11 protein-coding genes are annotated in these 13,320 nt (G+C 52.5%); 9 read left to right on the top strand and 2 right to left on the bottom strand.

Annotation, left to right across the window (positions count from 1 at the left end; all coding sequences use genetic code 11):
- Nucleotides 1–1,437 (top strand): Asp-tRNA(Asn)/Glu-tRNA(Gln) amidotransferase subunit GatB, encoded by a 1,437-nt coding sequence (gatB, locus tag T458_RS39205; protein WP_023556513.1) that lies wholly within the window; start codon nucleotides 1–3, stop codon nucleotides 1,435–1,437.
- Nucleotides 1,438–1,512: 75 nt separating this feature from the next.
- Here gatB and T458_RS39200 read toward each other — a convergent pair whose 3' ends face one another.
- Nucleotides 1,513–3,261 carry an RNA polymerase sigma factor gene (locus tag T458_RS39200; protein WP_023556512.1) on the bottom strand — a complete coding sequence of 583 codons (1,749 nt, stop codon included), beginning with the start codon at nucleotides 3,259–3,261 and terminating at the stop codon, nucleotides 1,513–1,515.
- 127 nt (nucleotides 3,262–3,388) lie between these two features.
- On the opposite strand from T458_RS39200, the gene T458_RS39195 reads away from it, so the two are divergent.
- The 4 genes from T458_RS39195 to T458_RS39180 all read left to right on the top strand — a co-directional run bounded on the left by T458_RS39195 (nucleotide 3,389) and on the right by T458_RS39180 (nucleotide 6,734).
- On the top strand, nucleotides 3,389–3,748 hold the full coding sequence (locus T458_RS39195) for a hypothetical protein (protein WP_023556511.1): 360 nt from the start codon (nucleotides 3,389–3,391) through the stop codon (nucleotides 3,746–3,748).
- 116 nt (nucleotides 3,749–3,864) lie between these two features.
- Nucleotides 3,865–4,593, top strand: a complete 729-nt coding sequence (locus T458_RS39190; RefSeq protein ID WP_023556510.1) for an ABC transporter ATP-binding protein — start codon at nucleotides 3,865–3,867, stop codon at nucleotides 4,591–4,593.
- Nucleotides 4,593–5,768 (top strand): ABC transporter permease, encoded by a 1,176-nt coding sequence (locus T458_RS39185; protein WP_023556509.1) that lies wholly within the window; start codon nucleotides 4,593–4,595, stop codon nucleotides 5,766–5,768. The genes T458_RS39190 and T458_RS39185 overlap by 1 nt, the downstream gene beginning before the upstream one ends.
- Nucleotides 5,769–5,807: 39 nt before the next feature.
- A complete protein-coding gene (locus T458_RS39180; protein ID WP_031305661.1) occupies nucleotides 5,808–6,734 on the top strand; it encodes a DMT family transporter in 927 nt (308 codons plus the stop codon).
- A gap of 64 nt (nucleotides 6,735–6,798) precedes the next feature.
- Here T458_RS39180 and T458_RS39175 read toward each other — a convergent pair whose 3' ends face one another.
- Nucleotides 6,799–7,770, bottom strand: coding sequence for an ROK family glucokinase (locus tag T458_RS39175; protein WP_023556507.1), 972 nt, complete (start codon nucleotides 7,768–7,770; stop codon nucleotides 6,799–6,801).
- A 143-nt stretch (nucleotides 7,771–7,913) separates the two neighbouring features.
- On the opposite strand from T458_RS39175, the gene T458_RS39170 reads away from it, so the two are divergent.
- From T458_RS39170 to T458_RS39155, 4 genes are all read left to right on the top strand, one after another.
- The gene (locus T458_RS39170) at nucleotides 7,914–8,804 is read left to right on the top strand and encodes a diacylglycerol kinase (protein ID WP_023556506.1); all 891 of its coding nucleotides are present in this window, start codon (nucleotides 7,914–7,916) and stop codon (nucleotides 8,802–8,804) included.
- Nucleotides 8,805–8,947: 143 nt separating this feature from the next.
- On the top strand, nucleotides 8,948–10,390 hold the full coding sequence (gene rlmD, locus T458_RS39165) for a 23S rRNA (uracil(1939)-C(5))-methyltransferase RlmD (RefSeq protein ID WP_023556505.1): 1,443 nt from the start codon (nucleotides 8,948–8,950) through the stop codon (nucleotides 10,388–10,390).
- Nucleotides 10,391–10,679: 289 nt separating this feature from the next.
- Nucleotides 10,680–11,741, top strand: coding sequence for a restriction endonuclease-related protein (locus T458_RS39160; RefSeq protein WP_023556504.1), 1,062 nt, complete (start codon nucleotides 10,680–10,682; stop codon nucleotides 11,739–11,741).
- Between the two features lie 95 nt (nucleotides 11,742–11,836).
- A complete protein-coding gene (locus T458_RS39155; RefSeq protein WP_023555147.1) occupies nucleotides 11,837–13,132 on the top strand; it encodes an IS110 family RNA-guided transposase in 1,296 nt (431 codons plus the stop codon).
- Nucleotides 13,133–13,320 lie beyond the last annotated feature (188 nt).

Below are 13,320 nucleotides of genomic sequence, written 5' to 3'. Positions count from 1 at the left end.
ATGAGCAAGTACGAAACCGTCATCGGCCTGGAGGTCCATGCCGAGCTTTCTACGAACAGTAAAATCTTCTGCGGCTGCCCGACCGAATTCGGAGCGCCGCCGAATACCCATACTTGCCCGATCTGTCTGGGGCATCCTGGCGTATTGCCAGTAACGAACAAGCAAGCGGTCGAGTTTGCGATGAAAGCGGCGCTCGCCCTCAACTGCGAGATTTCCCGCGAGACCAAATTTGATCGTAAAAACTACTTTTATCCGGATTCGCCGAAAGCGTATCAAATCTCCCAATTCGATCAGCCAATCGGCTACAACGGCTGGATTGACATCGAGGTAAACGGCGAGACCAAACGCATCGGGATCACCCGCCTGCACCTGGAAGAGGATGCCGGAAAGCTGACGCACAGCGACTTCGGCGGCGAGTCTTTGGTAGACTTCAACCGTGTCGGTGTTCCGCTGGTAGAAATCGTCTCCGAGCCTGACCTCCGCTCTCCCGAAGAAGCACGTGCGTACCTGGAAAAGCTCAAGGCGATCATCCAGTACACCGAGGTTTCCGACGTTCGCATGGAGCAGGGCTCGCTGCGCTGCGACGCGAACGTTTCGATCCGCCCGTATGGTCAGGAAGAATTCGGCACCAAGGCTGAGCTGAAAAACATGAACTCGTTCCGCAACGTCCAGATGGGTCTGGAATACGAGGTGGAACGTCAAGCAGAGGTGCTCGATTCGGGCGGCAAGGTTGTACAGGAGACCCGCCGTTGGGATGAAGCCAACCGCAAGACCGTTTCCATGCGCTCCAAGGAAGAGGCGCATGACTACCGTTACTTCCCGGACCCTGACCTGGTGCGCATGCAGATCTCCGAAGAGTGGATCGAGGCTGTGCGTGCTTCCATTCCGGAGCTGCCGGATGCCCGCAAAGCACGCTACGTGAACGAGTTCGGCCTGTCGCAAGCCGATGCCGAGGTGCTCACGATTTCCAAGGAGACGGCTGATTTCTTCGACGAGACCGTGAAGACCGGAGCGGAGCCGAAAGCGGTCGCCAACTGGCTGATGGTAGATCTGCTGGCCCATCTGAATGCCAATGACATGGAATTCGCTGACGTGAAAATGACGCCGCATGGCTTGGGCGAGATGATCAAGCTGATCGCAGACGGCACGATTTCCTCGAAAATCGCCAAGACCGTCTTCAAAGAGATGATCGAGACAGGCAAGGAGCCGAAGCAGATCGTCGAGGAAAAAGGTCTCGTGCAGATCAGCGATGAGGGCGCTCTGCGTCAAATCGTCATCGATGCGGTCAATTCCAATCCGCAGGCTGTCGCTGACTACAAGGCGGGGAACCAAAAGGCTGCTGCCTTCTTCGTCGGACAAGTCATGAAGCAGACCAAAGGCAAAGCCAACCCGCCGATGGTCAACAAGCTGATTGCGGAAGTTTTGAAAGAGATGTAGAGATGTTTCAAAAACAAAACCTGCCAACATCCCTTTATTAGGGGCATGCTGGCAGGTTTCTTTTTGCTGTATCCATTACTCCGATAATGCGTTACGCATCTGCTCAAGCAAAACAACAGCTTCCTGTTCCCGCTGTTCGATCGTTTGTAGGATAGCAATCGCTTGCTGGCTGTTTTCGGGATTGTTGGGTTCTCCACCGGCTGGAAAGGGGAAGAGACGGCATAGCTGGGCGAATTGTTCCGCTATTTTTGCGTATAGCTCTGAAGCCTCGCGCATGGTTGGACGAATCGCATCGAAGGCCGGGTCTGTCCAGGTATCGGCAAGCTCTGTCCAGAACAAGGCAGCATTCTTCCGCGCATCATGGGCAATTGCTGTCGTGTAGGCATTCCCGTTGGGCTCGATGCTTCCTTGCTGATAGGCCTCCTGCCAGGTCGCATACGCCGCGAGTCCATTGACGGCATTGCCGTGACTGTGCTTCTGCACGCGGTAATGGTTCAGGACAGATTCGAGGGCTTGCGTGAGCATCGCGCGCTGGTCGATGTGGCTGGCTTCTCCCACAGACAATACGAACAGCTCTTCTACGATGCCGCGTCCCAAATCCTCGTAGGATACGGTCGCATCATGGCCGCAGTTGTCGGCGGCATAAAGCGTCCTTTGCTCATCGTCATAGCCGTAAATCAGCCCAAACTCGGGGATGAAGAGATCCCATGCCAGGACGGGATGACCGCGATCGATGGAGCGGTGGATGAGTTCGAGTGCTTCCGGGAGTGTTTGAGCGAGCTCCCGTTTTTTCCGGGCATTCGGGCTGATGAGTGCAGGATCGGCGAGATTGGTGTTGGGAGCGGGATACTCGGTTCCTTTGCTCTCGTTGATCACATGGGACGCAAACCCCATATTGCGCAGCCCCTGCTGCAGCACCTCTGTAAAATCAAACATGGTCGGTCCCGCGATGTGAAGGTTGCCAGGGACGACTGTAAGACGAAACGCGTGTCCGCTCAAGCCCATTACCATCGGGAAGGACATTTTCTTGCCCGTATTTTCAATGACTCCGGACAAAGCCATCGCGCCAGTAATCCATGTATGCAATTGTGTAGCCTGCGGTTTTTCCAACACTGCTTTTTTCATCGTACCCGCTTCCTTTCGAGAGTTCACGTATTGGTCAACCACGATGCGAGTTTTTTCCTGGATCAGTTTTTTGCGTGAGCGGGACAGGATCTGGTAGACATTCGCTTGGGACATCTGAAAAAGCCCGGCAATCTCCTGCGGCGAAAGATGGTCGAAGAAGTGGGATTCGACGATGCGTCGCTCGCGCTGGCTGAGGCATCCCAAGAGACCGACAATCGTCTGCAGCAGTTCCCGGCGCATCAGGACTTCTTCGGGATTGGAGTCCGTATCGCTTCCTTGAAGCTTGCTTCTGCCCAGTCGGCGTAAAATGCTGTCCAAATCTCCCCAATCCGTCTCATCCATCTCCATAGTCTGGTGCTGCAGACCGGAAAAGACCTGCTCTCTTTTCTGTGGGCCCTTGGACAAACGGGTATACGCCTGATTGCGAACGATTCGGTGCAGCCAAGGCAGAAAGCGGCGGCTGTCTGTCAGCGTCCCCAGATGCAGGAAAGCGCGAATCAGGGCGTCCTGGACAATATCCTCCGCGAGAAAGGACTCCTGCGTATAGCTGCGCGCATACCCGTACATCTTCGCCCGATGCCGTCGCACCAGCTCGCCAAATGCCTCACGGTCCCCGCCTTTGGCCTGTTCTACCAACTCTTCGTCCGGCTGAACTTCCTGATTTTCCTGCCACATATCTCTGTCGATTGTTTTATCCATCATGAAAACTCCTCGTGGTTAGTTGACCTGTACCATAGACTCTCGTTGGGCTGCTTTTCTGACAAAATTGTAAAAGAAATGATCCTCACCTATAATAAAATGAGTTGAACCTAAGGAGGAAGGTAGTATGAAACTCATTTCGGTGACCGGTGAAGCCGTTCCTGCAAGCAAGGGAGGTTCGCCAGCAGATACATTCGACCGTTCCATTGCTACTTGGGAAGCAGACGGCAAGCAACAGACCTTCACCGTTACATATGTCCGCTATTTTTCCAAGTTTTTGGCTGAGCAGGGTGTCTACGATCAAGAGGCGGAAGGCGTTCCGGTCAGTCATTTGGTCGCAGTCCTGTATAAAGAAAAGCATCCACAGGCAAAAGAAAGCCGCCATTACATCAATAACACGGATGACTTCATGGCTTTGTTCGCCGATTTTTCGCTGGCAGCATTCAAGGAGCGGTACCCAGGTGTAGTCGGATTGACTCACGCGTGAAGGGCGGATTGCTGTCTTTAGGGACCCTCGCGCTTTGATGTCCAAACATTCTGACAGGATAGGCGGATGATGTCTTTCTGATGGGATGATGCTGACGAAGGAAGAGGGGAAACAGCTTGATCGAGGTACAGCAGGTAACGAAACAGTTTGGCGCATTTACGGCATTAGAGGATGTCTCCTTTCGCGTGGAAGCGGGGGAGGTATATGGACTTCTCGGTGAGAATGGCGCTGGCAAGACCACGATGATGCGGATGATGGCGACGATCTTGCGTCCGACGGCGGGGAACATCGAGGTCGCAGGCTTTTCCGTGATCAAAGAGCCGAATGAGGTGCGCCGCCGGATTGGCATTCTCTTCGGCGGGGATGTCGGGTTGTACAGCCGTTTGACTGCAAGGGAAAATATCGCGTATTTCGGCAGCATGTACGGCATGGACCGGACCGCTATCGAGCACAGAATCAAGCGTTTGAGCCAGATGCTGGAGATGGATTCCTTTCTTGATCGGCGGGTCGGTCCTTTTTCCCGAGGAATGAAGCAAAAGGTGGCCATCGCCAGAACCTTGGTTCATGATCCTCAGGTGATTCTGCTGGATGAACCAACGACAGGCCTGGATGTGACGGCAGCCAATATGTTTCGCCAGATGATCGGCACCTTGCAGGCGGAGGGAAAGACGATTCTATTTTCCAGCCATAACATGGGCGAGATCGACAAGCTGTGCAAGCGAATCGCCTTGATCCACCAAGGACGACTGCAGTATGCCGGGACGTTGCAAAAGCTGCGTGAGCAATACGGCATGCAGGACCTGGATGACCTGTTCATGACGGTCGTGGAAGGGAGCGGTAGGTGATGCGCGGCACGATCATTTGGACGGTTTTTCAAAAAGAGATGCGGGATTTGTTCCGAGACACCAAGACATGGGTAGGGACGTTTGTCATTCCGCTGGTAATTGTTCCTTTCGTGTTTTTTCTCATGGGTTCCTCGTACAGCAGTCTGGAAGAGGAAGCGCGAGCGCATGTCCCGCTTTACGTCACGGGGACATCCGGCTTGGTGGCGCAGCTTGAAGCCATTCCCGGGGTGAAATTTGAACAGCCTGCCGATCCCGAGCAGGCGCTAATAGGGGGGAAGCTGCGGGCGATTGTCACGATTCCGGACGGTTTTGACGAACGGCTGAAGGCGGGAGGAACAGCCAATCTGCGGGTCGAGTACGACAGCAGCAATCAAAAGTCGGTCTATGCCCGCGATGTGATCGAAGAAAAGGTGGCAGCTTACAGCAAAGAGATTGTCGCCAAGCGTCTGCGGGCTGCAGGGCTGTCCGAGAAGGCGACACAGCCGATCCATGCTGTGTACGAGCAAGTCGCGTCAGAGGAAAAATCCTCAGGCGGGATGCTGGCGGGAGTGATTCCGCTTATGCTGGTGGTCTCGCTTGCTTCCGGGGGCATCGCTGTAGCCAATGACCTGATCTCCGGGGAGCGGGAGCGGGGGACGCTGGAGTCGCTGATGAGCGCGCCGATCGCGGCCAATCAGTTGCTGACAGCCAAGCTGATGACGGTGATGGTGATGAGCTGCATGAGTGCGGCGGCGTCACTGGTCTCCCTGACTTTGATTCTTCGGTTTGGACCGTTCGGTGGGGAAGAGCTGGGGCTGAGTTCGTTGAGTCCCGCTACTGTACTGGTCTTGTTGTTGACTATCCTGCTGCAGGCTGCCTTTTTTGCTGGGCTGGAATTGATGCTCAGCACCATCGCCAAGTCGATAAAGGAAGGGCAGACCTATATGAGCGGTGTCATGTTTTTGGCGATGGTTCCTTCGTACATGCTGATGCCGCTTCATCCTGTGGACATCCCCGAGCATTACTATCTGCTGCCGGTCTTCAGCGGTGTCTCCCTGATCAAGGAGGTCTTTTACGGGATGGTGGATCCGATGCATGCCTTGGTCGGGTTGGGCACGTCGCTGCTTTATGTAGCTCTGGTGGTTGCCTTGTCAGCGCGCTTTTTCCGGCGGGAAGGAGCCGTCGTCAAGCATTGATGTACCGTTGTGTATGATGAGGAAAGCTGGTGAGTGGTCGTGAATCCGCTCTATGTGGGTGTTCTGTATATCATCGTCTCTGCTGTTGGCTTCGGAGTCATGTCAATTTTCGCGGTCTACGCATATGGAGCGGGAGCGTCTGTCTCTACTTTGGTCTTCCTGCGCTTTTTATTCGCAGCCATGCTCTTTTTCGCCTTGATCCGCATTCGCAGGGAGTCCTTTCGCATCGATAAAAAGCAAGTGATGTACTTGATTTTGCTGGGTGGAGTCCTGTATACCCTGCAATCGCTCAGCTTCTTTTCCTCCGTCCAGTACATTCCCACATCACTGGCGGCCCTGATCCTGTATACCTTTCCCGTCTTCGTTGCGATATTGAGCTACTTTGTCGACAAGGAAGTGCTGCGGTTGAAGACCGTGGCGGCGATGCTGCTCTCCTTATTGGGGCTGGGGCTGGTATTGGGGTTGAGCTTTGGAGGGATTCAACCGCTCGGTGTTATGCTGGCGTTCGCGGCTGCCTTGTTCTATTCCGTCTACATCGTAGTGGGCAACCGCGTAGGCAAAGGGCTCTCGTCGTCGTATGTCACCTCCGGGTATATCACGTTGTTCGCTTCCGGTTCTATGTTCGTCGTAGTGCAGCTGGATGGCGGCTTTTCCTTTGCCTTTGACACGGCGGGTTGGTGGGCTTTAGCAGGAATCGTCGTATTTTCTACTGTACTTGCGATCAGTTGTTTTTTCAGTGGATTGAAATTAATCGGCTCGACCAAAGCATCGGTCATCAGCATGGTGGAGCCAGTGGTTACGATCCTGTTTTCTGCGATGCTGTTCGGGGAGAGGCTGAGCGGGATTCAGTGGATTGGCGCTTGTGCCGTAATAGCGGGCGCAGTCCTGATCGTCATGGGCAAGCAGGAAGTGGCGCAGGGCAAAGCGCAAGATCAGCCGCCTGTTTCGCATACGCCCTCTTCGTAATCGTTGTTGCTGAAAAAAAGCGCTTCTGCCACGCACGGGTTGCCTGGCAAAAGCGCTTTGTCTTTTATTCGTTCATTCGGGAGCGGATCAGCCAGCCTGCGCCGTATACGCCAGCGTCATTTCCCAGATTGGCAGGCAGGATCTCGGTGGATTCGATCACGTAGGAAAAGGGGATGAAGCGGTTGTAGGCTTCCCGAATCCGGGAGAACAGGAAGTCGCCAGCGTACGAGACACCTCCGCCGATGACGAAGCGAGCCGGATTGAGCACCATGCCGAGGTGGGAGAGTGCCAACCCGAGGTACATCGCAGCCTGGTCGATGATGGCGAGCGCGGCGGTATCTCCTGATTTGGCTGCGTCGAGGACGTCTTTTGCTTGCAGTTCGCCTTGCTTTTCAAGAATCTGGGCCAACAGGGGACTCGTGCCGTTCGAGGCAGCAAGCCGCCCTTCGCGAGCCAGAGCAGTAGCCGAGGCGTACGATTCCAAACAGCCCTTTTTTCCGCAATTGCACAACGGACCGCTGTCTGGCGTCAGCGTGATATGCCCGATCTCACCGCCTACGCCATTGATGCCATGCACCACCTGCCCATGCAGGATGACTCCCCCGCCGATCCCCGTCCCCAAGGTGATGAAGATCAGGTCCTTGGCGCCTTGGCCGGAACCGCGCCACATTTCGCCCAGCGCAGCCGTGTTGGCGTCGTTGTCTACCTCGACAGGCAGTGCGCTGATCGCTTGCAGCTTGGATTTCAGCGGAACGGGCTTGTGCCAATGCAGATTGACGGCTTGCTGCACGATACCTTCCTGGGGATCGACGGGTCCCGGTACACCCACCCCGATGCCTCCCACCTGATCCAGCGTGTATCCTTGCTGCTGCAAAAGTCTGCGGGTCATCTCGAAGGTGTGCTGCAAAATACCGTCTTCACCAGACGCGAGCGGTGTCGGCTCCTGTGTCTTGGCGACCAACTCCCCGTCACGGGTAATCAAGGCCATCTTGATAGCAGTTCCCCCTATGTCTACACCGACGATGATTGGCTTCATGGCTTCCCCTCCCAGCTTTTGGAATCCTCTTTTCATCTTAACACGCCCGATTCAGCATAGCGATTCCCAAAAATGGCTATACAGGATATGATGAGTAGAGAGAATACCCGTAAGCGTCGGGGAAAGGGAAGAAGGGATCTGCCTTGAAAAAAGCCAGATTAATCTATAATCCAAGCTCCGGCCGGGAGATCGTACGTCGGCGATTGCCAGATATCCTCGATTTGATGGAATCTGCCGGATACGAGACGTCTTGCCACGCGACCAAAGGTCCAGAGGATGCGACGAAGGAAGCGGCCCGTGCCGTATCTCGCGGCTATGACCTGATCGTCGCTGCAGGGGGAGACGGCACCATCTATGAAGTCGTCAATGGAATGGCAGGGCAAAAGGCACGTCCGGCACTGGGGATTATCCCGTGCGGCACGACGAATGATCTGGCGCGAGCGATTGGAATTCCCAAGTCGATCAGCCGCTCCTGCGATGTAATCAAGAGAGGCAAGAAAAAGCGCATCGATCTGGGAAAGATCAACAACCGCTATTTTATTAATATCGCTGGGGGAGGCTACCTCACCAATCTGACGTATGAGGTTCCAAGCAAGCTCAAAACCATGATGGGACAGCTCGCCTATTACATGAAAGGGCTGGAAAAGCTGCCTTCCCTGCATCCGATCCGGGTCAAGATGGAGAATCGCAAGGAAGTGCTGCTCGACGAGGAGATCATGATCTTCCTCATCGCCAACAGCCGCTCGGTAGGCGGTTTTGAAAAGCTGGCGCCACAGGCCGATTTGTCAGACGGCAAGCTGGATGTTATCGTGGTAAAAAAGGCGAATATCGCAGAAATCATTCGCCTCGCTACACTGGCCATGCGCGGAGACCACATCAAGGACCCGCTCATCGCCTATTTCCAGACCGACTATCTGAAGGCAACGACGTCCAGCGGAGAGCAGGTCCAGTTGAACCTGGACGGTGAATTGGGTGGCCAGCTTCCTTGCGTCGTGGAAGCACTGCCCGGGCATATTGAGCTGTTCGTGCCGTAATGAGCGAAGAGGATGCGACTTGGAGCATCCTCTTGTACATAGGAAACAAAACGGTAATGACCGTTTTGTTTTGACCGCAAGCGGTCACATTCACTTTTATGAAAAACGGCAAGTCGTTTTTCACTCAAAAAGGAGAAAAGAACGTGGGAAAGACAACAAAGAAGAGGCGCGGTCCACACCCGTCAGCAAAAGCAGAGCTGGATGTGCCTGTACGGGTCGGACAAACCGTGGAAGTGGAGATCACCGGACTCAATCACGAGGGAGCTGGCGTGGGCCGCATCGAAGGCTACACGCTCTTCGTGACGGGAGCCTTGGCACAAGAGCGCGTGCGGGCACGCGTGGAGCATGTGAAAAAGAATTTTGGCTTTGCCAAGATGGTGGAGGTCGTGGAGGCAAGCACCTATCGTGCGCTGCCGCCCTGCCCGCTGTACGATCGCTGCGGGGGCTGCTCGCTGCAGCATCTGGATTACGCGGAGCAATTGCGCCACAAGCAGCAGATCGTGCGGGACAACCTCCGGCGTATTGGCGGCTTTCAGGTGGAGGGAGAAGGGGCCATCACGGTTCACCCGACGCTTGGGATGAGCGACCCTTGGCGCTACCGCAACAAGGCACAGGTACCGATCGGGGAGGAGAACGGGGCATTGGTCGGCGGCTTTTATGCGGAGAAATCCCACTCTATCATCGACATGGAAGCCTGTATGATCCAGCACCAGGCCAACGACGATGCGGTGGCCGTCGTGAAGAAGCTCGCGGCGCAGCTGCAGATCCGCGCCTATGACGAGCAGCGCCACACCGGGCTTTTGCGGCATGTGGTCGTCAAGGTGGGCGTGAAAACAGGTGAGGTCATGGTCGTGCTGGTGACTACCGAGGAGGAGATTCCGCAGCGGGAGCGTCTTGTGGAAGCCATTCGCGAGCAGGTCGCGGGTGTGACCAGTATCGTGCAGAACGTCAATGCGGAGCGGACCAATGTCATTTTCGGTAAAAAGACGGTGACGCTCTGGGGCAGTGATGTGATCTATGACTACATCGGGCCGATCAAGTTTGCGATCTCGGCGCGTTCGTTTTATCAGGTGAATCCGGCGCAGACGGAGGTTTTGTACAACAAGACGCTGGAGTATGCGGGTGCGACCGGGACGGAGACGGTCATCGATGCGTACTGCGGCATCGGGACGATTTCGCTCTTTTTGGCGCAGAAATCTCGTCATGTGTATGGGGTGGAGATCGTGCCGGAAGCGATTGCGGATGCGAATCGCAATGCAGAGCTGAATGGCGTGGAGAATGTTACGTTTGAGGCTGGGCCTGCTGAGGTCGTGATTCCCGCGTGGAAGGAGAAAGGGATTCGTGCGGATGTGATTGTGGTCGATCCGCCGCGCAAGGGCTGTGATGAGGCGTTGCTCGCGACGATATTGGAGATGCAGCCGGAGCGTGTGGTGTATGTGTCGTGCAATCCATCCACGCTGGCGCGGGATTTGAAGGTTTTGGCGGAGCGGTATGAGGTCAGGGAAGTGCAGCCGGTGGATATGTTTCCGCATACGGGGCATGTTGAGAGTGTGGCGTTGTTGGTGAAGGACGATATAAAGAATTAAAACCCTTATGTTTACTGACTTTTCCAATGTGGTTGGTACGGTTTGAAATCAGATAGGATCTTACTGCGTAAAACCAGGAGTGATAGGCAGAGGTGGTTAATAAAATTGCTGAATCACTAGGGAACGATAATGTCTGAGAGAATGAAATGAGGAATGCGTACTAATTTGGCGGTATGTAAAGAGCCAGGTTAATACGCGTTTTTCATTTTAGAACATACGTTCGGTGACAAGCTAGCGTCAAAAAGTAAGGTTACAATTATTATTAAGTACTATAGAGGAGTGTGCCATATTGAATAAAATTCAAAACATGCTCTATTACATTATCGTCGGGTTACAAAAATGGCCAAATAACTATGCGCAAATCCCGGATGAGCTTCACAAGGGAATGCTAATGTTTATACAAGAAGCTGCAAGATCAGGAGGTGAGGTTCCTGCTGATTTACATAGGCTACTTCAAATTTTACATAAGCCATCAAAGGAATGGGGGATTCAGGGGTTAATAGAGTATTACCCAAGTGAAGCACCATTGATTGAGGAATTCATCGGGATCACTCCTGATGCAGATGATTTTATAAATACATATATATCTCCTGAAGAAGCACAACAGAAGAATATGTTTGCAATCCTACAATTCTGTAGAGATAAAAATCGGAAACTGCAGACAGAGTATACACAAATCCGAACTTTTTTGTCGATGCCTCAAAATGCTGTACTATCCTCATTCCAACTTGCTCAATTCGCTGAATCCTTTCGTGACCGTGAATTGAGTACGCTTGTTCGACAATGTTATGAAGAGGTAACTACACTCTTGGCTAATTATCGTAAATGCCCGTATTGTGGATGGACACTTGAATATAAGCATGATCGCTGGCGCTGCAATAAAGAAAATATTTGTAAATCATTGGCTGAGTGGAAAATTGTAGACCAATTCGACTTCAAAAATGAACGTGTCTATCGATTGCTTCCTGGCATACAGAGATACGTCTTGTTACCTGGGATTTCTGAAATCAAGCTTGCTGATTTCTTAAAAAGGAAGGGATTTGTAGTAGAATTGTTCCCCAATGTGGATGAATATGACATTGCAGTCTCACTAAACAACAACAAGATATTTCTTGATGTAAAAGATTTCAAAAATCCGAGAACACTAGCAAATTTCTTCAACCAAAAACCACTAGAATATTTAGAGAAATATGGTCACCAAGTATTCGTTGTCATCCCTAAATATCGAAATGATTTATTCCCCTTCTATGGCAAGAGGGCGTCGGTACTTCTAAAAGAAGACACGAAAAAATTCATAAAGATAATTATGGAAAACGAAGTGGAAAAAATGTTAAAGGAGCCATTCCTGTAATGAATGAATTTGGGGTTTGAATAAAAAAAGCACCTTCTGTAAACTGGGAAACGTTCCGTCCAAAGAACAATTACCCGTACAGGAGGTACTCCACAATGAAGTATAAGCAATCGAAAAAGCAGAATCAACGTATTCAACAAATTACCGAATTAACCCTTGTTGTCGGTGCAGATATTGCCAAGAAAACGCATGTTGCCAGAGCTGTCGATTTCCGCGGAATCGAGATTGGTAAGGACTGTGTGTTCGGCAATGACCATTCTGGCCTGACGAAACTCGTTTCGTGGATGAAGGAGCTTCAGCGGCAATACGCCAAGACGGATATCATCTTGGGCATTGAGCCAACCGGACACTACTGGTTTCCACTGGCCGAATTTCTGCATCGAGAAAACATCAAAGTCGTTATCGTGAATCCTCATCACGTCAATAAAAGCAAAGAACTTGAAGACAATTCACCGACGAAGAATGATTACAAGGATGCTAGGTTAATCGCTGATTTAGTTCGCAATGGCAAGTACAGCGAGCCCAAATTGCCTACGAGCGTTTATGCCGATCTTCGTATTCTCATGAACCTTCGAGAGAAGGTGATGGTGAACTTCGGTCAAGTCCAACGGCGTATCCAGAACTGGCTTGATCGCTTCTTTCCGGAGTACAGCCTTGTGTTTAAAGATTGGGAAGGAAAGGCCTCGCTCATCACGCTTCGTGAATTTCCGACGCCACAGGAGATTGTATCGCTTGGCGCGAGTACAATCGTGAACCGATGGAAGGAAGACGTGAAGCGAGCGGTTGGCTCCAAACGTGCAGCGCAACTCCTACAAGCTGCCACAAACTCAATTGGACTTACCGAAGGGCTGACGGCGGCGAAAATCGAGCTCAAGGCCTTACTGGAACAATATGAACTATTCTCAAGGCAACTTGAAGAAATCATGGCGCAAGTGGAAGCATTGCTTGCACAAATTCCAGGTACAAATGAAATGCTGACAGTACCAGGAATCGGCGTTGTTACGCTGGCGGGCTTCTTGGCTGAAGTTGGTGATCTTAGCGGTTATGACCATGGGCAGCAGATCATCCGTCTTGCTGGATTTAACCTCAAAGAGAACAGTTCCGGCAAGAAGAAGGGCAAGTCCACGATTACCAAGCGTGGACGATCCCGACTAAGAGCCTTGCTATTTCGGGCGATGATGCCGATGGTCGCCAAAAACGCCGAATTCAAGGCGTTGCACCATTACTTTACGAAGCGAAGTCATAATCCGCTCAAGAAGAAGCAGTCTATAGTGGCACTCTGCGGGAAGCTCATTCGCGTACTGTACACACTAGGCACGAAGTGCATTCCGTACAATGCGTCCGACGTATTAGGACCTGTACGCCAGTCCCAAATACAGATGGTAGCTTAAATTCAAACGATATTCTCGTTTCTCACAAGAGCTTGGAAGTAAACCAATGACAACAGAAGCACGGAGCAGCCGCAGGATCTATTCCGTAAGGGCAACGACCCAGTAAAGGAGCAAGAAGCGGCGTCCACACCTTGAGAGGCAGAACGAAGGAATGTAAGGGCGAAGACCCAGCGTGACATGGGAGGGTA

This window comes from Brevibacillus panacihumi W25 (assembly GCF_000503775.1).
Lineage (GTDB): Bacteria > Bacillota > Bacilli > Brevibacillales > Brevibacillaceae > Brevibacillus > Brevibacillus panacihumi_A.
Note: the sequence above shows the minus strand (reverse complement) of the source record. Positions and strands in the feature narration are given on the sequence as shown.

Excerpts from the sequence above, each read along its gene's own strand:
- gatB (WP_023556513.1), top strand. The coding sequence starts at position 1 with ATGAGCAAGTACGAAACCGTCATCGGCCTGGAGGTCCATGCCGAGCTT.
- T458_RS39200 (WP_023556512.1), bottom strand. The coding sequence starts at position 3,261 with ATGGATAAAACAATCGACAGAGATATGTGGCAGGAAAATCAGGAAGTT.
- T458_RS39195 (WP_023556511.1), top strand. The coding sequence starts at position 3,389 with ATGAAACTCATTTCGGTGACCGGTGAAGCCGTTCCTGCAAGCAAGGGA.
- T458_RS39185 (WP_023556509.1), top strand. The coding sequence starts at position 4,593 with ATGCGCGGCACGATCATTTGGACGGTTTTTCAAAAAGAGATGCGGGAT.
- T458_RS39175 (WP_023556507.1), bottom strand. The coding sequence starts at position 7,770 with ATGAAGCCAATCATCGTCGGTGTAGACATAGGGGGAACTGCTATCAAG.
- T458_RS39155 (WP_023555147.1), top strand. The coding sequence starts at position 11,837 with ATGAAGTATAAGCAATCGAAAAAGCAGAATCAACGTATTCAACAAATT.